The organism is Faecalicatena faecalis (genome assembly GCF_012524165.2).
Lineage (GTDB): Bacteria > Bacillota > Clostridia > Lachnospirales > Lachnospiraceae > Faecalicatena_A > Faecalicatena_A faecalis.
In genome coordinates this window covers 75,578-97,461 of record NZ_JABACJ020000010.1, presented here as the reverse complement: position 1 = coordinate 97,461, position 21,884 = coordinate 75,578, and the positions used below count along the sequence as shown (strand labels likewise).

The window sequence follows — 21,884 nt, the reverse complement described above, 5'->3', positions numbered from 1 at the left end:
AACTGGAATTTATTTTTTACGTATTTCTTCTATCAGCCCAACAATTGTATCTATTGAATCTTGTTGCCTGGAATCACGCATAGCGTCCATATATTTTGCGCGGTTCTCATAAAGATTCTGTACTGCCTCAAGAAGTGACTCTTTCGTGAGTTCTTCTTCTTCCAATACCATACTGAAATTCTGACGTTCAAAAGAGCGGGCATTTAAAATCTGATCTCCACGGCTGGCATTTGCGGAGAGTGGAATCAATAGGTTAGGTTTGCGTAATGCAAGTAATTCACAGATTGCGTTAGCACCTGCCCGTGAGATGACAATGTCAGCAAGGGCGAATATGTCTCGGAGCTCATTCTTGATATATTCGAACTGAGCGTAACCTTTCATATTGCTCAGAGAATCATCGACTTTCCCTTTGCCGCACAAGTGGACAATCTGGAAGTGTTCCAGAAGTTCCGGCAGGGCAAGGCGGACAGCATTATTAACAGCCACAGAGCCAAGGCTTCCTCCAATGACGAGGATAACTGGCTTATCAGCGGAAAATCCACACAAGTCCAATGCAGCAATCTTATTGCCGGACAAAAGCTCCTGGCGGATTGGTGATCCAGTCAGGACAGCCTTCTCCTGAGGGAGGGAATCCAGGGTCTCCGGGAAATTACAGCAGACCTTGCTGGCAGATGGAATGGCAATCTTATTAGCCAATCCCGGTGTCATGTCGGATTCATGGATAATAGTTGGAACTTTACAACGCTTTCCGGCTAATACGACCGGAACAGAGACGAATCCGCCCTTTGAAAAGATGACATCCGGCTTTAATTCTTTAATAATAGAATGAGCCTCACCAAAACCTTTGATTACACGAAATGGATCAGTAAAATTCTGTACGCTGAAATAGCGGCGTAATTTACCTGATGAAATCCCGTGATATGGGATTCCGAACGGTTCGATTAGTTCCTTTTCGATTCCGTTATAAGATCCTATGTATTGGATATCATAGTCTAATTCCCTCAGACGGGGGATCAGGGCAATATTGGGGGTGACATGCCCGGCTGTTCCACCGCCGGTGAGTATAATTCGTTTCATAAATATAAAACCTCCAAACTTGAAATGTACAATTGCTGATAAAGTGTTCAATTATAGTTGCATATAACTGACAAAACACATATAATTTCATATTAAACTTATTTAATAAAAAGTCAAGAAAAAGTAGTAGCCAAAAATAAGGGGAGCAAGCATGGAACAAAACAAGAGACTGTCGTTGCAGGAAGAAATGGATAACGAGGCCAGAAAGATAGAAGAAGAGATTGCGAAGAATCCCGACCTTAAAGGTATAGAAGTGTCGGATGAGATGGAAGCATCCCTTCTGGCTGCGATCCATAAATATGAGAAAGAGAATGCAAAGGTGCATGAAAAGAATAAGATTACGGCTGATGGTGCGGCAGAAGAACTCTCGGAGGAACTTGTGCCGGATTTTTCTGTACGTACAAATGATGGCAATCTGGTTCAGCTTTCAGAAGAGGATTTGGAAGCATTGCGTCTCGGCAGAGAGATGTTAAAGAAGAAAAATGCAGAGGAAAAGGAACTGTTCGAAGTGAACACAAAGTATCATGAACATCTGAACAGAGACAAAAGCGGAAAGGAGGGCAGAACAGGCAAGGGCAGGATATTTCGTATGCCTAGGAAGAAAAAGCTTGCTATTGCGTTGATTGCAGTGTTTGTTCTAGTGCTTGGAACGGGTATGACTAGCGTGGGGAGTAAGTCATATCTGAAAGAATTACTTGATGGAGTATTAGGTAATCAGAATACTAAGAAAATGAATGTTAAAGATATGAATATACAAGAGACAGAAGATGGAGAGGAGTTGTCAGCATATAGAGAAATTAGACAAAAATTAGGATTTGTACCAGTACGATTAGGATACAAGCCAGAAGATATGACATTTAGTAAAGTCAGTATAGATAAAAATCAGGGAAGAGCACTTGTATTTTATCAATATAATAATCAAGTAATTAGATTTGCAATCTATGCAAAGAACGCAGATTCTTCGTTAGTTCAAAAGGAAGAAGATATCTTAATAAATACTTTTGAAGTAAAAAATACAGAGCAAGTAATAGAAGTGGAAGAATATAAAAAGAAGAATGCTAAACGGTACTTAACAAACTTTAAATATAATGGAGTAGATTATGAATTAAAAGGCGTGATGGATAAAGAGGAGTTTACAAAAATATTGAAGAATTTAATTTATTTTAATTAGAAGGCGTAAGTTTTATTAGACTTAATTGTTTAATTAGAGAAGGGCTGATTAAAAGGAGAACTATTATGATAAAAAAAATCTTATCAGTGCTATGTGTAATGGCTATTGTTTGTAATCTGTTTATTGTTTCAAGTATTGATGCAAAGGCAGAGGAAAGTAATAATGATGTTAAAATAGATGGTTCATATCTTATAAATGCCGAAACATCAACTGGATATACGAGTGATAAAGTGTTACCTCGTGGAGAACATTTGATGGATGGAGAATGTTCTATAACAAAAGCAGGTCGTGGTAAGATATATGTTTATGCATCGACAACTGCAGATCATGATGTTGACTATATTTCAACGGTTATTTATGTGGATAGATATAATAAAGAAACTGGAAAATGGGGACAAATTGATTTTTGGCAGGCTGAAGATACTAATACATACTATGTGGCTACATCAAAAATGTTGTCAGTAGATAGGGGCTATTTTTACAGAGTCCATGCAGACCACGTAGCTGGTATGAAATCTGATCCAGCATACGAAGAAGCAACCTCAGCAACCGACGGAATTTGGATCGACTAATTAAAACGACCTCTCTCCAACCGTAGCCTCGCCTCATCCTTGAGTGATTGAAGCAGCTGCCGATATTGTAACTACATAACAGGAGTAACTATTAACAAATTTTGATTATAGAAAAGACCTGTACCGAGAAAACACCACAAATTTTTTTAATGTACTACATACATCGGCTGCTGCTTCAATCGCTCAAGGATGGGCACTCAAATTAACTTGGTTCATGGAGATTCATATAAAAAAAGCAATCGGATTACTTTCCGGTTGCTTTTTTTAATGCGTTTGCAAGTTGGTCAGGACATGATGTTTTTTTGAAACCGCATCTGATTCCTTCTATTTTAGAAATGGCCTCATCTACATCCATTCCATCTATCAGGCGTGAAATTCCCTGGAGATTTCCATTACATCCACCATCAAATGAGACATTTCGTACTTTATTGTCTTCGATATCAAAGTTGATCATTCTTGAGCAGACGCCTTGTGGTCTATATTCCATTATAAAATCCTCCTTATTCAATTAATAAAAGCTATGAGCATTATAGCAGAAGAAATTTAAAAATTCCAGTCTATTTTCGTGTGTCATTTTTCGAGCCATTTTTCGATAAAATGACAGGAGTTTTCTTAAGGGGAAGTACATGGATGGATTTGGAGTATTTTGTTAAATTGAAGGATTGATGCCATAGTTTTATTCTATGTTTCTGAACTCTCATATATTCCGGTCTAAGGTTAAAAATAAGCCGCTGTGCCGAATTATGTAGAACGGTTTTTAAGGCAAGTCCTGAAAAGTTGGGCTATAATAGGCTCACACCAAAAAAATGGTAGTTGTGGCACAACCAAAAACAGGAGGTCTAATTATGTTTAAAAACGTAGCAGCCGACACAAACATTATTCTCTATTTAATGATTGCGGTAGGCGTCATCGGGGTAGTTGCAAAGATAGTAAATCATCTTACCCTTCGCCGTATGGTAAAAGCGGCATGTAATATGTCAAAGAGTACACACAAACTGATGAAACTTGTGCGGGCAAAATATGAACACGCATGTATGATACACGATAAAGTAGAAAATGTTGGAGCATTTGTGGAGAAATACATATATGAATACCGCGGATTTATTTTCCGGGTACACACATGGAGACAGATAGAGCTACAGGCAATTTGGTTTTCAGGAATTCTTGCCTTACTGGGAGCAGGCGGACATTATCTTGCACATGGATTTTGCGAAGGAATGTTCCAATATCTTGCCGCAGGCGCAGCAGAAATGATGGCGCTGTTCGTAATCAGACAGTTGTCCGATGAACCTTATAAAATGAATGCAGCTAAAGTATATATAGTCGATTACCTTGAAAATGTCTGTGCACATCGTTATAAGAAAGTAAAACAGACAGAAAAGGAAAACATAGATGTAATCAGTCCAGAGAGCGTTGGGGCAGCAAGGACAGCCACACAACGGGAGGAGCAAGAATTGTCCATTAATATAGAGGGTGAGCCGCGCAGAGTAGAAAAAGGCGAGGCCGCAAGACAGGTAATCAGACGTACAGTAAAGGAAAAGTTGGAGGAGGATGAGCAGCCTGCACTAAAAGAAGAGGCAATTCGCCAGATATTAGAGGAGTTTTTAGCTTGATTAAGGAAGGCTTATTTGGTAGAATTAGTTTGTAAAAAACGTTTAGAGAGGAAGGATGAACAATGGCTAATAAAGTTACATTTGATTATTCGAAAGCAAGTAGTTTTATTCAGGAACATGAGATGGAATATATGAGCGAACTGGTTGCGCAGGCGAAGGACAAGCTTGTTGCAAAGACAGGGGCGGGAAATGATTTCCTGGGATGGATCGATCTTCCGGTTGATTATGATAAAGAAGAATTCGCACGTATCCAGAAGGCAGCAGAGAAGATTCGTGAGGATTCCGAAGTATTGTTGGTTATCGGAATTGGCGGCTCTTATTTGGGAGCAAGAGCTGCAATTGATTTCCTTGGACATTCATTTGCTAATGTCGTTGACAAAGATGTCAGAAAGTCTCCGGAGATTTATTACGTGGGCAACAGCATCAGCAGTAAGTACATAAAAGATTTGATGGATGTTGTAGGCGACAGAGACTTTTCCATTAACATGATTTCCAAATCCGGTACGACAACCGAGCCAGCCATTGCCTTCCGTGTATTTAAAGAGATTTTGGAAAATAAATATGGAAAAGAGGGAGCAGCAAAGAGAATTTATGCTACGACCGATAAAGCAAAAGGTGCTTTAAAGAATCTTGCAACAGAAGAAGGATATGAGACTTTCGTAGTGCCGGATGATGTTGGCGGACGTTTTTCTGTACTTACGGCAGTAGGTCTTCTTCCAATCGCAGTCAGCGGTGCTGATATCACCAGACTGATGGAAGGTGCAGCAGCAGGAAGAAAGGAAGCCCTGGAGAATGATTTTGCAGAGAACGGAGCACTGCAGTATGCAGCAGCACGTAATATTCTGCTTAGAAAAGGCAAGGCAGTTGAAATTGTAGCGAACTATGAGCCAAGCCTGCATTATGTATCTGAGTGGTGGAAGCAGTTATATGGAGAGAGCGAAGGTAAAGACCAGCGGGGTATCCTCCCGGCATCTGTAGATTTGACGACCGATCTGCACTCCATGGGACAGTTCATTCAGGATGGAAGCAGAATTATGTTCGAGACGGTTCTGAATGTAGAGACTTCACCAGCAGAGATTGTGATAGGAGAAGAACCGGTTGACCTTGATGGATTAAATTACTTAAAGGGCAAGACCGTAGATTTTATAAATAAGAGTGCCATGAACGGAACAATCCTCGCCCATACAGATGGTAATGTACCGAATCTGATGGTGACGATTCCAGAACAGAATGAATTCTATCTGGGACAGTTGTTCTACTTCTTTGAATTTGCATGTGGCATTAGTGGATATTTACTCGGCGTTAATCCATTTAATCAGCCAGGTGTAGAAAGTTATAAGAAGAACATGTTTGCACTTCTGGGTAAACCAGGATTTGAAGAAGAAAGAGAAAAGTTGTTAAAGAGATTATAATAGTTTCTTAGAGATTATATCGTATTTTTAGAAGTAAAATAATTGTAGGAAGTTCTAAAAACAGGAATCTTAGAATCAGAGATTCCTGTTTTTTTCATATGTACAACACCATAATCTAAGATATCTTGCGGGATTGCATCCTAATCCCACTTGACATTTATAAGGATTACAAGCAAAATAAAAATGTGGAAACAAATTGAATGCATGGTGCAGGAACATTGAGGGAGTGATGAAGATGTTTTCAGAGGAATCGCTTGAGCTGGACAGGAACACAGTACAGTATAAAATTGAAGAACAGCAGGCACAGTTAGATGCATTGAAGAAAGAAGTTGAAGAGGTCAAGGCGGCAGCGTATAAAACAGAACGTATGAAGGAAGATGCCGAACGTGCAAAGGAAATTGCAGAACGCATAAAGGAGGAAGCGAAAAAGGAGGCCCGTGCGGCACAGAGGGAAGTAGAGAGACTGAAGAAGGAGGCCGCTGAAAAGGCTGTTTTAGAGAAGCAGGTTGAGGATCTAAAACGCCTGGTGGCGGATTTGCTGGATAATAGAAGATAAATGTTGTGGATAAGTTTGCCGCAATGTGGATAACTAATCAAGAGGAGGAATAAGGGGTTGAAAAAGTCTAAAAATCATAAGAATGTAAAGGTGATCATTATTGTTGCGGTCTGCCTTGCCTTTGTGGTAGGAATCGGTGCAGGAGTGGGTGCCGGACGTTATTTTCTGGATAAGAAGGGGCAGAAGACGGACGCAAAGACGGAGAATGCGAAGCCAGAGCATACATCACAGAATGGAAGCGATGTGGTCAAAGGGGAGGCTGACTCGAAGGATGATGGAGAGAATGCAGATGCGAATTCTTCTAAGGGGGAGAGTTCTAAAGGAGATAATTCCAAGGACAGGGCAGATTCTACAGATCCAAACCAGAATGACGGCAAGGCAAATGAACAGAATCAAGGAACGGATAATCAGGGTCAAGCTGCTGTCACCAGCACATATGATGCCTCTGTTCCGGCAGATGATAAGGCTGTCCATAGATATGAATATATTATTAGTGATGCGACTTGGCAGGAGGCTTTTCAAGATTGCCTGAATCGGGGCGGATATCTGGTAAGGATTAACAGCTCTGACGAATATGAGGCAATCAGGAAAGAAATCAGCAGGCAGAAGATGACGGATATTTATTTTCGTATCGGAGGCAGAAGGGACAGTCAGTCTAAGGATTATTACTGGGTAAATGAAGAGAATAAGTTATTTGGCGAGAAACTGAATTCTGACAGCAGTTGGTGTTCAGAGGAATGGATGAAGGGTGAGCCAAGCTTCCAGGATGGAAATCTGGAAGAAAAGTATATGGATCTCTTTTTCTTCGACGGGGAAAAACGTTTTGTCTGGAATGATGTACCGGATGATATGCTGAAAGCAGAGCCGGCCTATTCAGGGAAATTGGGATATATTTGTGAGTATGAGAATTAGGCGGAAGGTGAATCAGAACAATATATTCCAGCAATGAACAATATATGACAGAAAAATTAAATAAGTATGACAAAAAAGCTACATTTGCTTGCTTCGATAAGAAAAATATAGTACTATAAACTCTTGAAGGAGTTGATTAACCAATGATGTACTGGATTATACTGATCGTCCTGGCAGTTTTAATTTTGGTCACCATTATTGCAACGATTGTGACAATTGTTAAGGAACGAAAAGACTATAAGAGCTATGAGCTTGATGAAGAAGACGACGATATAGATGATGACATAGAAGAGGAAGATTACGAGGTCCGGCCGCCTAAGAGACGTAAAAAGCAGGTTCAAGAGGAGGCTCCTTCTTCTGGCGGAAGAAAAAGACGATGGAAGATCATCCTTGAGAATACGGATACTGGGGAACAGTATGACTTTATTTTTTATGATGCACTTGGAATAGGCAGGACTACGAAAGAGGTTGCCTTTGAGGAGTTCCTCCCATTGCCGGATGACAGAAAGGTTTCCAAGGTTCACTGTTCGATTGTGAGAAGCAAGGATAAGCTGTATTTGAGAGATGAAGGATCTAAGAATCATACATATCTGAACGGAAGAAAGATTCAGAAACCGATTCTGCTGCAGAAGCAGGATATCATTTCCATTGGTGAGACAGATTTGGAAGTGATTAAGATTATGAGAGAAGCTAATTAGTGTCTATAGCAAGGAAAACAGTTCTGTCTGAAGTTTGTAAATGAGTTTTGAAAGGCGGTATCCAGCGGGGTACTGCCTTTTTTGAAGTCTTTTTTTATAAGTCCGCTTATTTACATCCATTCTTTATCATGCTAAAATGATAAACAGTAACGATTAAAAACAGAAAGTTTAGGAGGGTATTTCATGATAAAGCTATATGAGAATGGTGTTTATCTGTTAAATGGCACCGAGATAGTTGAAGATACAGGTAATGTGCAGGTTCCTTCCACCAAGGAAGAGGCAGCGAAGAACACAATTGCCTATGGAATCCTGGAAGCGCATAATACTTCATCTGATATGGAACATCTGCAGATTAAGTTTGATAAGCTGACTTCCCATGATATTACATTTGTCGGAATCATTCAGACGGCCAGAGCATCAGGACTTGAGAAGTTCCCGGTTCCTTATGTGCTGACGAACTGCCATAACAGTCTGTGTGCAGTGGGGGGTACCATCAATGAAGATGACCATATGTTTGGACTGACCTGTGCGAAAAAATACGGCGGGGTCTATGTTCCACCTCATCAGGCAGTTATCCACCAGTTTGCACGTGAGATGCTTGCAGGCGGCGGGAAGATGATTCTTGGTTCTGACAGCCATACTCGTTATGGTGCTTTGGGAACAATGGCTATGGGCGAGGGTGGTCCTGAGCTTGTAAAGCAGCTTTTGAACAAGACTTATGATATTAAGATGCCGGGCGTGATCGGTATTTACCTTGATGGCGAACCTATGAAGGGCGTGGGTCCTCAGGATGTTGCACTTGCAATTATTGGAGCAACATTTGGAAATGGTTATGTGAACAATAAAGTAATGGAATTTGTCGGTCCTGGTGTCAGCAGATTGAGTGCAGATTTCCGTATTGGAATCGATGTCATGACGACAGAGACGACATGTTTATCTTCTATTTGGAGAACGGATGAGAAGATTCAGGAATTCTATGACATTCATGGAAGAAGTGGAGAGTATAAGGAACTGAATCCAGGAGCAGTTACTTATTATGACGGAATGGTCTATGTGAACTTAAGTGAGATCAAACCGATGATTGCTATGCCGTTCCACCCGAGTAACGTGTATACGATTGATGAATTGAATGCAAACCTTGAGGACATCCTTCATGACGTGGAGAAGAAGGCACTGGTAAGTCTGGATGGTGCAGTAGACTATTCTCTGCAGGATAAGATCGTGGATGGAAAGTTCTATGTAGAGCAGGGAATCATCGCCGGATGTGCAGGCGGCGGATTTGAGAATATCTGTGCTGCTGCGGACATTATTAAGGGAAGAAATATTGGCCATGACGAGTTCACATTCAGTGTTTACCCGGCAAGTACACCGATTTACATGGAACTTGTTAAGAATGGTGCAGTTGCAGATCTGATGGCAGCAGGAACTATTGTCAAGACAGCATTCTGTGGACCTTGCTTTGGTGCAGGGGATACACCAGCTAATAATGCATTTTCTATCCGTCATTCTACAAGGAATTTCCCGAACCGTGAAGGTTCTAAGCTTCAGAATGGACAGATTGCATCTGTTGCACTGATGGATGCTCGCTCTATTGCTGCAACGGCTGCAAATAAAGGTTTCTTAACACCAGCTACGGCAATGGATGTAGAATATACAGGACAGAAATATCATTTTGACCAGAGTATTTATGCAAATCGTGTCTTTGACAGTAAGGGAGTCGCAGATCCGAGCGTTGAGATTAAATTTGGACCGAATATCAAGGACTGGCCGGCTATGTCAGCACTGCCTCAGAACCTGGTTCTGAAAGTGGTTTCTGAAATTCATGATCCGGTCACGACAACAGACGAGCTGATTCCGTCCGGTGAGACATCCTCTTATCGTTCAAATCCGCTTGGTCTCGCAGAATTTGCTCTTTCCAGAAAAGATCCTGCTTATGTGGGACGTGCAAAAGAAGTGCAGGCTGCTCAGAAGGCAATTGAAGCGGGAACCTGTCCTCTGGATGCTCTGGAAGAATTAAAGCCGGTGATGGCAAAGATTCAGGAGACCTTCCCAGAGGTCGGTGAAGGCAATATCGGAGTCGGAAGTACAATTTTTGCTGTGAAGCCAGGAGATGGTTCTGCCCGTGAACAGGCCGCATCCTGTCAGAAGGTGCTTGGCGGTTGGGCAAACATTGCCAACGAGTATGCAACAAAACGTTATCGTTCGAACCTGATCAACTGGGGAATGCTGCCGTTCTTGACAGATGAGGATCATGAACATCTTTCCTTTAAGAACGGAGATTATATCTTTGTGCCTGATATCAGAAAGGCAGTTGAGGAGAAGGCAAATACAGTGAAGGCTTATGTGGTTGGAGATTGTTTAAACGAAGTCAGCTTCCGCCTTGGTGAACTGACAGATGCAGAACGCGAGATTATTTTAAAAGGCTGTCTGATCAACTATTACAGAGGATAATTAAGGCAGACATCAATGGGACAGAGACTTACAAGAGCGCATCGGGCAACCGGTGCGTTTCTTTTCAGACAGAGACGAAAAGAGAAAGCAGTGAAGGTTACTTCTGACCTGTTGACGGAAAAAGAAAAGTTGATTAAAAATAATGATTTTAGATGCAACAAAACGAATGGAATTATACTCTTATATACAAAGGTTAAGATGTACATCGAACAAGAGAGGAGGGGTGCAGATGTATGATTATGAGCATAGTTCGGAACTGGCATTGATCAGACGTGCACATAAGGGAGATGTAAAGGCATTTTCAGAGCTTTATGCCAGGATCTATGTGGAATTATATAAGTTTGCATTGTATACGATGAAGCATCCTCAGGATGCAGAAGATGCAGTGAGTGAGGCTGTGATTGCCGCTTATGAGAATATAGGCAGCCTTAAGAAGGAAGAGTCCTTCAGAAGCTGGATCTTTCAGATTCTAAGCAACCAGTGCCGGAAGAAGTTCCGTGATGCAAAGCCATCGGAAGAATTGGAGCCGAATATAGAAGCCGCTGAGGAGGACTATGCGGCAGTTCATGATGTGCGTGAAGCATTCTTTCTTTTGAATGAAGAGGAGCGTATGATTGTTGCGTTTTCTGTTTTCGGAGGATATCACAGCGATGAGATAGGCGGTATGCTGGAGCAGAAGGCTGCGACTGTCCGATCGAAGAAGACACGCGCACTGGAGAAGATGAGGCGGGTTCTGGAGTAGAAAGGAGTGTAATACATGAGTTTGGTTGGGGCAGATAACACACAAAAGGGAGATCAGATAGAAACACAGGCAACAGAGGAACAGTTAGAGGAAAAATTAAAAGAAAAAATGGCAGCAGAATCTGAAGATGTAGAAATCCCGGATTCTTTAAAGCCTGAGAATATCGAAAAGATGTTACAGGAAAAGTCTGAGAATCAGTCTGTGCAAAAGCGAAGATGGAGACCTTTATATACTGCCGCTGCAGCCGCGGCGTGTTGTGTTCTTATCATAGGCATCGCAGTAGTCGGAAATCGCAGCGGGCAGAAGCAGGCGGATCTGATGTCGAAGAAGGATGTTAAGACAGATCATGCAGGAGAGACAGCAGATACAGGAAAGCATACGAAGGATCAGGCCATGCCGGCGGATATGAGGATTGCATCAGCAAAGGACTATGATGAGATATATCAGTATATTAAAGCCGAGAAGGAAAGCCAGGAGGCTGCAGCCAGAAGTTATGAAGGCGGTCAGTTCGACGAAAAACGGTCAGACGACAGTGCAGTGAGTGGGGAAAGTTCTGAAAAGGCGGTTATGGATGCGGCGGCTGGTTCTGCGGAATCCGTAAAAAGTGATTTGAATGTTGCTGATACAGGTTCCTCTTATTCCGATACGAATATTCGTGAAGAAGGTGTCGGAGAAGGGGATATCGTTAAGACAGATGGAAAGCATTTATTTATATTAAATGGCCAGAAGATTCAGATTGTTGATATTCAAAGCAAAGAGATGAAAGCGCTATCGACGATTCGTCTGGATGATGACCAGTATATTTCGGAACTTTATGTAAAAGATGACCGGCTCATCATTGTGTATACAAAGTCTGAGTACGAAGAGGGTGACAATGAGTATAATGGTATTTACAAACAGTATACCTCAGCTTTGACGTATGATATCAGCAATCCAGAGAAACCAAAGGATTTAGGTGAGATTACGCAGAGCGGTAACTTTTATACGATGCGTCAGGTCGGCGATTATGTATATCTGTTCAGCAATTTTTATGCCGATGTTCAGGCGGCAAGGAAGGATACGGGGGCGTATATTCCAGAGATCAATGGAAAGATATTAGACAGCGGGAATATCCTGCTTCCGCCATACGCGAGGGGAAACCAGTATACGGTAGTGTCCTCCTTCTCGTTGAAGGACCCGGATAAGAAGACAGACAGTAAGGCAGTTTTCGGAAGTGCAGGACTGATTTATGTGAGCAATGATAATATCTACGTCTGCGAAGCATACTATGATTCCAAGGATTCAGATGTCACCCAGACCTGTATCAGAAAAGTTGCATATAAGGATGGGAAGCTTGAGGCTGTTGGACAGACCCGAATCGATGGTACTCTGAATGATTCTTTTAGTATTGATGAATATAAGGGGAATCTAAGACTGGTCACAACGGTGAGTTCAACAGGAGGCGGTGCGTTCCCGATTGTAATCATGGATGATGTGGCTAAGATTGGGGATATGGCATCAAAAGACAGCAATACACTGTATATTCTGGACGAGAACTTAGAAGAATTAAGCAGGCTTGAAGGCCTGGCAAAGGATGAGCAGGTATATTCTGCCCGGTTCATGGGAGATACCGGGTATGTTGTGACTTATAAACAGGTAGATCCTCTTTTTTCCATCGATCTGTCAGATCCGAAGAAGCCGGAAGTATTAGGAGAACTCAAGATACCTGGATTTTCCGATTATCTTCATCCATATGGGGACCATCTTCTGCTTGGTATCGGTATGGATGTGGATGAAACAGGAACGACTACAAATGGAGTGAAGCTCTCGATGTTCGATAGTTCTGATCCGGAGGATGTAAAGGAGATTCAGAAATATGTGATGGAGGATACGTATTCCACAAATGTATCCTATAATTACAAAGCGGTATTGATCAGTACAGATAAGAATCTGATTGGTTTTTCTGCATATGGGAAGGGGCAGTATTACTATCTTTTCTCTTATGACGAAAAGAAGGGATTCGAATGTATATTTGAAAGAGAATTGAACGGTTATTCGGAGGGGCGTGGAATTTATTCGGGAGATACATTCTACCTGATAGCTGGAAATACAGTCGAATCCTATACGATGGATAAATTTGAAAAGATAGATGATATTGTTCTATAATCAGAGAACAGTTTCACATGATAACTTGATTCTGCAAACAGAGGCTACCGTGTATTTGGGAAATACGCATCATAAAAGAGGCAGAAAAGTTTACAGGAGGCAGAAGGATGATTTTTGATACACATGCTCATTATGATGATGAGCAGTTTCAGGAGGATAGAGAGGAGTTGTTGAACTCCATGCATGAGGGAGGTGTCGGGACTATTGTAAATGTAGGGTCGGATATTGCCTCATGGGAGGATATCCGCTCACTTGTGAGAAAGTATCCTTTTATTTATGGGGCAGCAGGTGTACACCCGGATGATGTGGGAGAATTGAATGAAGAGAATTTTGCACGCCTTAGGGAAATTCTTAAGGAGGATAAATTCGTAGCAGTTGGGGAAATCGGGCTGGATTACTATTGGGATCATGAAAGCCACGACATACAGAAGGAATGGTTCATCAGGCAGCTTGGTCTGGCACGGGAACTGGGTCTTCCGGTCATTATTCACAGCAGGGATGCGGCTCTTGATACCTTTGAGATTATGAAGGAATACGCGGATGGTCTGGATGGCGTGATTCATTGTTTTTCGTCTTCTGTAGAGATGGCGAGGGAGTACGTAAAGAGAGGTTTTTATATCGGAGTTGGTGGTGTCGTTACTTTTAAGAATTCAAAGAAATTAAAAGAAGTGGTAGCTGATATTCCGTTAGAATCTATTGTGTTGGAGACAGATTGTCCATATCTGGCTCCGGTGCCGAACCGTGGTAAGAGGAACTCTTCACTGAATTTGACTTATGTAGCGCAGACGATTGCAGATTTAAAAGGCGTGAACTATGATGCTGTAGTAAGTCAGACAGAAGCGAATGCAAGAAAACTTTATCACATGGATTAGAGAAATGGGAGAACCTTAAGCTGTGACTGCCCCAATATAAATTTTATTTTACATTGTCGGGAAGAGAAAAGTATATTATACTGTTTAGGTAGAAGTGAGAAATAAAAATTATGGAACTTAGACAGGGAGGAACTTATGAAGGAGCCGACATTAGGCAATCCGCAGAATACAATTGCTGTTTTGCAAAAGTATAATTTTGTATTTCAGAAGAAGTTTGGACAGAACTTTTTAATAGATACTCATGTATTGGACAAGATCATCCGTTCCGCGGAGATTACATCAGAGGATAAGGTGCTTGAGATTGGACCCGGAATTGGGACGATGACTCAGTATCTTGCACAGGCGGCAGGAAAGGTCGTTGCTGTGGAGATTGACAAAGCATTGATTCCGATTTTGGAGGATACCCTGGACGGATTCGAGAATGTAACAGTTCTCAACGAAGATATTTTGAAAGTAGATATCGCGGCTCTCGCAGAGAAGGAGAATCAAGGAAGACCGATTAAGGTAGTAGCCAATCTGCCATACTATATTACGACACCAATTATTATGGGACTGTTCGAGAACCATGTTCCTGTTAAGAGTATCACGGTCATGGTACAGAAAGAGGTCGCTGACCGTATGCAGGTAGGGCCCGGAACAAAGGATTATGGTGCATTGTCATTGGCGGTACAGTACTATGCGAAGCCATATATTGTGGCGAATGTTCCTCCGAACTGTTTTATGCCGCGCCCCAAAGTGGGATCTGCGGTCATACGGTTAGAGACATATGAGAATCCACCGGTGCAGGTCGAGGATGAAAAGCTGATGTTTAAAATTATTCGGGCATCCTTTAACCAGAGACGGAAGACCCTTGCGAACGGTCTGAAGAATTCGCCGGAGCTTCATTTTACAAAAGAACAGATTGAAGCAGCTATTGATCGTCTCGGCAGAGGCGCAAGCGTTCGGGGCGAGGCCCTGACTCTGGAAGAATTTGCAGCTTTGAGTAATGATCTGGGACGCAGCACAGTGTAAGACTGGCAGCGTCCCAGTCTTTTTTAAGAAAAAAATGCAGGCTCCTATATCCTAAAAAGCCCTTCGGCAGGTGACACAACATGAAGGTCAAGCAACAAATTAGGGCCCATGATTCTATTGGAACTTTCTTTCTTTTTTGGCAGTTCATAAATATTTAATAGACATTTCATTGTATAAAACCCACTTTTTTAGTATAATAGAGAAGTCAGACAAGTGAATTAGTGAAGAGGAAGGGAGAGGTTTTATGGCGAGAGTACCTAAAGACATTGACAACATCTTTTTTGAAAACACTCCAAAGATTGAAGAATTAGCCCGGATATGTGAGGAGAACAATGCAATTGAAAAAGAGCTTTACACGAAATATGAGGTGAAGCGCGGCCTGCGTGACCTGAATGGTAAAGGCGTTTTGGCCGGACTTACGAACATCTCAGATGTGTGTGCAACAAAGATCGTGGATGGAAAAGAAGTTCCTTGCGCAGGAAACCTCTATTATCGCGGTTACAATATTAAAGACTTAGTGAAGGGATTTTTGGATGCGGGTCATCCTGGATTTGAGGAGACAGCATATCTTCTTTTGTTCGGTAGTCTTCCGAATGAGAAGCAGTTAAAAGAATTCCAGGAGATGATAGCAGAGCGAAGAATGCTTCCTCCGAACTTTGTACGGGATGTCATTATGAAAGCACCAAGCAAGGATATGATGAATATGATTTCCCGGTGTATTTTGAACCTTTACACATATGATGAAAAGGCAGATGACACATCGATTCCGAATGTGCTGCGCCAGTGTATGAATCTGATCAGTCAATTTCCGATGTTAATGGTCTATGGCTATCATGCATACAACTACAGGCGGGGACAAGATTTGTATATTTATGCACCGTATCCAGAGTTATCTACTGCAGAGAACATCCTGATGATGCTGCGAGAGGACCGCAAGTACACAGAATTGGAAGCAAAAATCTTGGATATGGCACTTGTGCTCCATATGGATCACGGCGGTGGTAACAACTCTACATTTACCACACATGTTGTTACATCTTCTGGAACAGACACATATTCCACAATTGCGGCTGCGATGGCTTCTCTGAAAGGACCGAAGCACGGTGGCGCGAACGTGAAAGTGACACAGATGTTCGAGGATATGAAGAAGACCCTGACAGATTGGAAGGATGAGGATCAGATTCGCCAGTATCTGACTGATCTGTTGGATAAGAAAGCTTTCGACCAGAAAGGTCTGATTTATGGAATGGGCCATGCCATTTATTCGGTTTCTGACCCAAGAGCTGATATTTTCAAGAAGTTTGTGAAACAGCTTGCTACAGAAAAAGGATATGAGGAAGAATATGCGCTTTACGAGAAGGTTGAGCATATGGCACCTGAGATTATCAGTGAAAAACGTAAGATGTACAAGGGCGTTAATGCGAATGTCGACTTCTACAGCGGTCTTGTGTATGGCATGCTTGATCTTCCGCCGGCATTGTATACTCCGATTTTTGCGGCGGCCCGTATTGTAGGTTGGAGCGCTCATAGACTAGAAGAGCTTAAGAATGTGGATAAGATTATCCGTCCGGCATATAAACCGCTCGCTCCTTACCGTGATTACATAAAATTAGAGGACAGGTAGAGGATAACATGAAAGATGAATTTTACTTCCCATCAAAAGATGGTAATACTGAAATCCATACAATTGAATGGAAGCCGGAAGGCGAAGTAAAAGCGGTTCTGCAGCTTAGCCATGGCATGGTGGAATATATTGACCGTTATGATGAATTTGCAAATTATTTGTGTCAGCAGGGTTACTACGTAGTTGGAAACGACCACCTTGGGCATGGCAAATCCATTCAGAGCAAGGCTGAATATGGTTATTTTAATGAAAAGTACGGCAATGCCTGTGTGCTTGGTGATATGCATACGCTGCGTCAGCGGATTTCCAAGAAGTATCCTGATGCTCCATATTTTATGCTTGGGCACAGCATGGGTTCCTGTCTGTTGCGCCAGTATATTCAGAAATATGGAAATGGTTTAAGCGGTGCTATTATCATCGGAGTCGTTGCCGATCAGAAGCGTGCGGCTCTGCGTATGGGCAAGCGGCTCTGTAGAGTAATGGCGGCTTTTAAAGGCTGGCATTACCGCAGTAAACTTATTGACGGTATGGCGATTGGCAGCTATAACAAGAGGTTTAAGCCGTCGAGGACCAGAGCTGACTGGGTGACGAGCGACCAGGAGAAGCTGGATGCGTATGTTTCAGACCCGTTGTGCTCATTTGTATTTACTGTGAATGCGTATTATCATATGTTCAGCGGGATGCTGCAGATGCAGAAAAAGGAAAGTATTTATATGATTCCAAAGAATCTGCCTGTCTTAATGGCAGCAGGTGCAGAGGACCCTGCCGGGAATTTTGGAAAAGGCGTCAGGAAGATCTATGAGCAGTATAAGGCAGCAGGAATTAAGGATATTACACTGCGGCTTTATGCGGGAGACAGACATGAGCTTCTAAATGAGACGGACAGGAAGCAGGTATATCAGGATTTGTATGACTGGCTGGAAAGTAAAAGGATATCTGGATAAGAGTGAATAGAGTAGAAGAGAACAGACGGTAATGAGGCCTGTTCTCTTTTTATGTCAAGATACTAGAAACGAATAGGGAAAGTAATAAAAAATGTGTAGTATTTAAAGTAGTGGGCATACTAAACAAAAAATGCAGGACAGAATATAAATCGCTGTCTGGAAAGGTCAGGAAATGAATCAAAAACAACAGGAAGAATTAAATAGTCAAAAGAATCGGAATGAATTTAATAGCATTACAGAAAAGAAAAAGCCGGAAAATCAAAATCAGGACCATAATGTGCGCAAGGAAGCTTTCGATGTGAAGATGAGACAGGTGTAAATACTTTGGAAAGTAAATTCCAGTGAGGGAGGCTACCATCTTGTACACGATTATTCCATACGAAAATAATAGCATATGCTGGATGACAGCACAATGATAAAGAAAATATAAAAGTTATAAGAATATAATTCGCGGACACGCAGAAGGCCCGGATAGTATCGGCTATCCGGGCCTCTGTTGTCTTTATAGTTATCTAAAGGAATGAGAGTAAAGTGCGACATCTTGGGTCTCCCCAAGATGTCTTTACTTTATGAGGGGGGAGATAGTTGTTTATCAACTATCTAAATACAAGTATAAGAGATAAATGTGACCAAAGTATGTTATAAGTATTAAAGAAATCGAAAAATTATTATGAAATTCTTAAAATAGAGTGCGTTCGCTATACTTATTCCCACTAATTGCAAAAATGGTAGATTAATGGTAATATAAGGATAAATTTATTGTAGATTAGGAGAATGATTTTGACCAGGAAATTTACCGGCGGTATGTCGGAAGAGATTTATCAGCATTTATTTGATATGATTCTTTCTTTGGAGATCAAGCCCGGAGACCGGGTCCCAGAGGCGGAGATAGCCAAGAGGTTTGGGGTGAGCAGGACTCCGGTCAGGGATGCGCTGCGCGATCTGGCAAGTGAAGGGATTTTGAATATTTATCCCAATCGCTATGTAGAGGTCGCCTCATACGATGAGCAGAGAGTTAGAGAGATTGGTCTGACGAAGATTGTGCTGGACCGTTTTGCAATTAAGGCAGCAGCATATTTTGGAAGCCGGGCAGAATATGACGGTCTGTATGTCTATGCCCAGAACTGTCTGGACGCAGCGAAGAATCATGACATGGCTAACCGCATCAAGGCAGACTCAGACTTCCACTATGAATTGTGCAGATTAGGAAAGAACGGGACTCTGATGAAGATGGAGAAGACGATGCTGCTCCAGTCAGAGTTTTTGCAGGCAGCACGTTATCTGGAGGCGGATGACCCGGACTGCCAGTATCAGGTACATATCGGTGTAATAGAGGCACTTAAGGATGGAAATGTAGAAGAGGGATTGAAGCTGATTACAGAGCCTACCATTAAGTTCTATGAATTGGAGAATGTGCCTCCGTCGATATACTTATAAGTCAATATTTTTATAAATAATAGAAAGTAAAACGAAAGTTTACGGATTTTGTTGAAAACAAACAAAATCCGTATTTTTTTTGCCCTAAAAGCGATTGAGAAATATACAAAATAACAAAATGGTATACAATCTATATAGATTGTATTGACTTTGCACAAAAATGTGAGTATGATACAACTATAGACAAACAAGTTGCACAAATGAAGGGAGGAATCAGTTTGGCAGAAAAAGTAGAGAGAACGGACGGAAGAGGAATCCTTGCAGGGGATTACCTGAATCAGAACAGAACACTTACCAGACAGGATTGGCTGGAGGATTGTTTCCCGGAATGGGGAACTCTGCTCAATAAGGAGATCGAGGAGATTGAGCTTGAGAAAGGTACAGTTGCTATCTGGTGGCTGGGCGGGCCATCTTGGGTATTGAAGACAGATGAAGGAGGTATTTTTTTCATCGATGTATACTCTGGGCCATCCCATTATACACAATATTATTACTGCGGAGTATGCAAACAGGCCGGAGCAGAGACAATCAATTGGATGAGGCTTAACCCGCAGTTGATCGATCCATGGAAGTTCCATCGTTTGGACGGAGCTTTCAGTACACATAAGCATCAGGATCACTGCGACCTGTATACGGTAAAAGCGGCTTTACAGACGACAGATTGTATGTTTTACGGACCACCGACAACGGTGGAAAAACTCAGATCCTTTGAGGTGCCGGATGACAGAATTACTACAACAATTGTGGGAGAGTCAGTAAAGGTTCCGGGAGCAGAGGTTGAATTTTGCATGAACTATGATGAAACTGTCATTAAGACAGGCGAGGGGAGTGTACCGGATCGTTATGAGAACTGTGCGACGAGCTTTCTGTTTAAAACATCGGCAGGAAATATTATGTTCCTGGGTGACACATGGTACCATGACGGATATAAAGCAGTAGGTGATAATTATGATATTGACGTGGCAATCTTTGATATGGGCATGAATGCTCCGGGTGCCACTGATAAGATGTCACCTTATGATTGTGCAAGACTTGGAGAGACGTTAAAGGCAAAAGTTCTGATTCCAGACCATTATGATAACTGGGCGAATACAGCCAGTGACCCGGATCTTTTGGTGAGTCAGTTCGAGCGGATCGTAAGTGAGAATACCCCGCAGATCAAGACGGTGATCCTAAAGCCGGGTGCACGTTTTATTTATCCGAATGATCAGGATATTAAGAGATACCGCTATCCGAATCAGGGAGATGGATATGATGCAGCGAAATCCATTACATATGGTGAATATGCGAGAAAATATGGAAACAGCAGGAAACCAGAAGATGGGAATGTTTAGTATTTAGGAGGAAAAGGATATGAAAAAGAAAGTATTGATTTTCGCATTAGGACTGACAATGGCTGCTGGTATGTTAACAGGATGCGGGGGTAAAAAAGAAAACGCAGATACAAATACAGAGAAGAAAGCAGCGGATGATGCTGATAAAACGGACCAGAAGAATGAACCCTCCGGGAAGTCTGCTTATGGAGACGTGAAAGCAGATGGAAAGTATAAGTTCCATATCATCGTTAAGAGTTATAGCTCAGATTTCTGGCAGGCAACGGTAAAGGGTGCACAGGATGAAGCAGAACTGTTGGGCGTGGAGGTGCAGTGTGATGGACCAAATACAAGCTCTGACATTGCAGATCAGGTCCAGATGCTCAATAGTGCAATCAGTGGTAAGCCAGATGGAATCGGTATTGCGGCGAGTGACCAGGATGCATGTCTGGATTCTCTCCAGACGGCTTTGGAGAATGAGATTCCAGTCGTATGTTTTAATTCAGGTATCCCGGATGCGCCAAAAGGCAGTGTCTATGCCACAGCAACGACAGATAACTATGCGGCAGGAGAGATTGCAGCAGAGCATATGTATGATGCCATTAAGGATGAGATCGCAGAGGCAAAAGCTCCGGTGAGAATAGGGGAAGTCAATCAGGATTCGACCAGTGAATCTGTAATCCAGAGAGGATTAGGATTTATCGATAAGATGTCTGAGCTTTGTGCGGCTGATGGTAAAAAATTAGCTGTCATCGGAAATGATAAGTTTGTTGCTGACTGCAAGGATTCAGGAGATGAATCTACAGCAGATGTCATTATAGAGGTAAGGGTTCCTGCACAAGCTACGAATGAACTTTGTGCAACGGAAGCTTCCGCATTATTGAATGAAGAGGATCTGGTGGGTCTTATGGGAACCAACCAGGAGACAACAGAAGGAATTTTAACAGCAAATGAGAATCTGAAGAAGCTTGGAAAAGATGTCAGTAAGGGACAGGTGATTGGATGCGGGTTTGACTCTGGTGCAATTATCGTAGCTGCTGTGGAAAATGATATCTTATATGGCGCTGTGACACAGGCTCCGAGATATCAGGGACAGGTAACCATTGACCTCCTGACAATGGTTGCAAACGGTGAAGAGGTAACAGATGTTGATACTCCAGCTTATTGGTATGATTCTGCGAATATCAGCGACCCGGAGATTGCACCGAACCTGATTAAATAGGTGTACACTGCATCCGTTTTTCTTAAACAGCGAAAACCCGCTAACCTTTCGGCTAACGGGTTTCGTTGTTTTTATAGTTATCTAAAGGAATGAGAGTAAAGTGCGACATCTT

The 21,884-nt window shown here is 42.1% G+C and carries 20 protein-coding genes; 18 read left to right on the top strand and 2 right to left on the bottom strand.

All coding sequences use genetic code 11. The features are described from left to right. Positions 1-9: 9 nt before the first annotated feature. Positions 10-1,077: an undecaprenyldiphospho-muramoylpentapeptide beta-N-acetylglucosaminyltransferase gene (locus HGO97_RS11885; RefSeq protein ID WP_216241912.1), complete on the bottom strand. Its 1,068-nt coding sequence runs from the start codon at positions 1,075-1,077 to the stop codon at positions 10-12. Between the two features lie 151 nt (positions 1,078-1,228). On the opposite strand from HGO97_RS11885, the gene HGO97_RS11880 reads away from it, so the two are divergent. Continuing rightward, positions 1,229-2,248, top strand: a complete 1,020-nt coding sequence (locus tag HGO97_RS11880; RefSeq protein WP_216241910.1) for a DUF4367 domain-containing protein — start codon at positions 1,229-1,231, stop codon at positions 2,246-2,248. A gap of 65 nt (positions 2,249-2,313) precedes the next feature. Beyond that, positions 2,314-2,820 (top strand): DUF6147 family protein, encoded by a 507-nt coding sequence (locus HGO97_RS11875; RefSeq protein WP_168866421.1) that lies wholly within the window; start codon positions 2,314-2,316, stop codon positions 2,818-2,820. A 244-nt stretch (positions 2,821-3,064) separates the two neighbouring features. Here the strand turns inward: HGO97_RS11875 and HGO97_RS11870 are convergent, their stop codons facing one another. Next, positions 3,065-3,307, bottom strand: coding sequence for a TIGR03905 family TSCPD domain-containing protein (locus HGO97_RS11870; RefSeq protein WP_168866420.1), 243 nt, complete (start codon positions 3,305-3,307; stop codon positions 3,065-3,067). A gap of 358 nt (positions 3,308-3,665) precedes the next feature. Here HGO97_RS11870 and HGO97_RS11865 point away from each other — a divergent pair, with 358 nt between their 5' ends. From HGO97_RS11865 to HGO97_RS11790, 16 genes are all read left to right on the top strand, one after another. Further along, positions 3,666-4,433 (top strand): hypothetical protein, encoded by a 768-nt coding sequence (locus HGO97_RS11865; RefSeq protein WP_168866419.1) that lies wholly within the window; start codon positions 3,666-3,668, stop codon positions 4,431-4,433. Between the two features lie 62 nt (positions 4,434-4,495). Beyond that, positions 4,496-5,845 carry a glucose-6-phosphate isomerase gene (locus tag HGO97_RS11860; protein ID WP_168866418.1) on the top strand — a complete coding sequence of 450 codons (1,350 nt, stop codon included), beginning with the start codon at positions 4,496-4,498 and terminating at the stop codon, positions 5,843-5,845. A 226-nt stretch (positions 5,846-6,071) separates the two neighbouring features. Further along, positions 6,072-6,401, top strand: coding sequence for a hypothetical protein (locus tag HGO97_RS11855; protein WP_216241908.1), 330 nt, complete (start codon positions 6,072-6,074; stop codon positions 6,399-6,401). Positions 6,402-6,458: 57 nt separating this feature from the next. Next, positions 6,459-7,313, top strand: coding sequence for a C-type lectin domain-containing protein (locus HGO97_RS11850; RefSeq protein WP_168866416.1), 855 nt, complete (start codon positions 6,459-6,461; stop codon positions 7,311-7,313). 143 nt (positions 7,314-7,456) lie between these two features. Beyond that, entirely contained in the window at positions 7,457-8,011 is a 555-nt protein-coding gene (locus HGO97_RS11845) for an FHA domain-containing protein (protein ID WP_216241906.1), read from the top strand. Between the two features lie 183 nt (positions 8,012-8,194). Continuing rightward, positions 8,195-10,462, top strand: a complete 2,268-nt coding sequence (locus HGO97_RS11840; RefSeq protein ID WP_216241904.1) for a hydratase — start codon at positions 8,195-8,197, stop codon at positions 10,460-10,462. Positions 10,463-10,691: 229 nt separating this feature from the next. Further along, positions 10,692-11,204 carry an RNA polymerase sigma factor gene (locus HGO97_RS11835; RefSeq protein WP_216241902.1) on the top strand — a complete coding sequence of 171 codons (513 nt, stop codon included), beginning with the start codon at positions 10,692-10,694 and terminating at the stop codon, positions 11,202-11,204. A 15-nt stretch (positions 11,205-11,219) separates the two neighbouring features. After that, positions 11,220-13,349, top strand: coding sequence for a beta-propeller domain-containing protein (locus tag HGO97_RS11830; RefSeq protein WP_216241899.1), 2,130 nt, complete (start codon positions 11,220-11,222; stop codon positions 13,347-13,349). Positions 13,350-13,456: 107 nt separating this feature from the next. Continuing rightward, positions 13,457-14,221 (top strand): TatD family hydrolase, encoded by a 765-nt coding sequence (locus HGO97_RS11825; RefSeq protein ID WP_216241897.1) that lies wholly within the window; start codon positions 13,457-13,459, stop codon positions 14,219-14,221. A gap of 135 nt (positions 14,222-14,356) precedes the next feature. Next, complete coding sequence (gene rsmA, locus HGO97_RS11820) at positions 14,357-15,232, top strand: 16S rRNA (adenine(1518)-N(6)/adenine(1519)-N(6))-dimethyltransferase RsmA (protein ID WP_216241895.1); 876 nt, start codon at positions 14,357-14,359, stop codon at positions 15,230-15,232. 244 nt (positions 15,233-15,476) lie between these two features. Then, positions 15,477-16,856, top strand: coding sequence for a citrate/2-methylcitrate synthase (locus HGO97_RS11815; protein ID WP_216241893.1), 1,380 nt, complete (start codon positions 15,477-15,479; stop codon positions 16,854-16,856). An 8-nt stretch (positions 16,857-16,864) separates the two neighbouring features. After that, positions 16,865-17,800 carry an alpha/beta fold hydrolase gene (locus tag HGO97_RS11810; RefSeq protein WP_216241891.1) on the top strand — a complete coding sequence of 312 codons (936 nt, stop codon included), beginning with the start codon at positions 16,865-16,867 and terminating at the stop codon, positions 17,798-17,800. A 172-nt stretch (positions 17,801-17,972) separates the two neighbouring features. Beyond that, a complete protein-coding gene (locus tag HGO97_RS11805; RefSeq protein ID WP_216241889.1) occupies positions 17,973-18,119 on the top strand; it encodes a hypothetical protein in 147 nt (48 codons plus the stop codon). Positions 18,120-18,580: 461 nt separating this feature from the next. After that, positions 18,581-19,237 carry a GntR family transcriptional regulator gene (locus HGO97_RS11800; protein WP_216241887.1) on the top strand — a complete coding sequence of 219 codons (657 nt, stop codon included), beginning with the start codon at positions 18,581-18,583 and terminating at the stop codon, positions 19,235-19,237. A 218-nt stretch (positions 19,238-19,455) separates the two neighbouring features. Further along, positions 19,456-20,571, top strand: coding sequence for an MBL fold metallo-hydrolase (locus HGO97_RS11795; RefSeq protein ID WP_216241885.1), 1,116 nt, complete (start codon positions 19,456-19,458; stop codon positions 20,569-20,571). Between the two features lie 19 nt (positions 20,572-20,590). Then, complete coding sequence (locus HGO97_RS11790) at positions 20,591-21,772, top strand: substrate-binding domain-containing protein (protein WP_216241883.1); 1,182 nt, start codon at positions 20,591-20,593, stop codon at positions 21,770-21,772. Positions 21,773-21,884: the final 112 nt, after the last annotated feature.

Coding starts and splice junctions, on each gene's coding strand:
- HGO97_RS11870 (WP_168866420.1), bottom strand. CDS start 3,307: ATGGAATATAGACCACAAGGCGTCTGCTCAAGAATGATCAACTTTGAT.
- HGO97_RS11845 (WP_216241906.1), top strand. CDS start 7,457: ATGATGTACTGGATTATACTGATCGTCCTGGCAGTTTTAATTTTGGTC.
- HGO97_RS11835 (WP_216241902.1), top strand. CDS start 10,692: ATGTATGATTATGAGCATAGTTCGGAACTGGCATTGATCAGACGTGCA.
- HGO97_RS11825 (WP_216241897.1), top strand. CDS start 13,457: ATGATTTTTGATACACATGCTCATTATGATGATGAGCAGTTTCAGGAG.
- HGO97_RS11865 (WP_168866419.1), top strand. CDS start 3,666: ATGTTTAAAAACGTAGCAGCCGACACAAACATTATTCTCTATTTAATG.
- HGO97_RS11810 (WP_216241891.1), top strand. CDS start 16,865: ATGAAAGATGAATTTTACTTCCCATCAAAAGATGGTAATACTGAAATC.
- HGO97_RS11875 (WP_168866421.1), top strand. CDS start 2,314: ATGATAAAAAAAATCTTATCAGTGCTATGTGTAATGGCTATTGTTTGT.
- HGO97_RS11805 (WP_216241889.1), top strand. CDS start 17,973: ATGAATCAAAAACAACAGGAAGAATTAAATAGTCAAAAGAATCGGAAT.
- HGO97_RS11815 (WP_216241893.1), top strand. CDS start 15,477: ATGGCGAGAGTACCTAAAGACATTGACAACATCTTTTTTGAAAACACT.
- HGO97_RS11830 (WP_216241899.1), top strand. CDS start 11,220: ATGAGTTTGGTTGGGGCAGATAACACACAAAAGGGAGATCAGATAGAA.
- HGO97_RS11885 (WP_216241912.1), bottom strand. CDS start 1,077: ATGAAACGAATTATACTCACCGGCGGTGGAACAGCCGGGCATGTCACC.
- HGO97_RS11790 (WP_216241883.1), top strand. CDS start 20,591: ATGAAAAAGAAAGTATTGATTTTCGCATTAGGACTGACAATGGCTGCT.
- rsmA (WP_216241895.1), top strand. CDS start 14,357: ATGAAGGAGCCGACATTAGGCAATCCGCAGAATACAATTGCTGTTTTG.
- HGO97_RS11880 (WP_216241910.1), top strand. CDS start 1,229: ATGGAACAAAACAAGAGACTGTCGTTGCAGGAAGAAATGGATAACGAG.
- HGO97_RS11860 (WP_168866418.1), top strand. CDS start 4,496: ATGGCTAATAAAGTTACATTTGATTATTCGAAAGCAAGTAGTTTTATT.
- HGO97_RS11840 (WP_216241904.1), top strand. CDS start 8,195: ATGATAAAGCTATATGAGAATGGTGTTTATCTGTTAAATGGCACCGAG.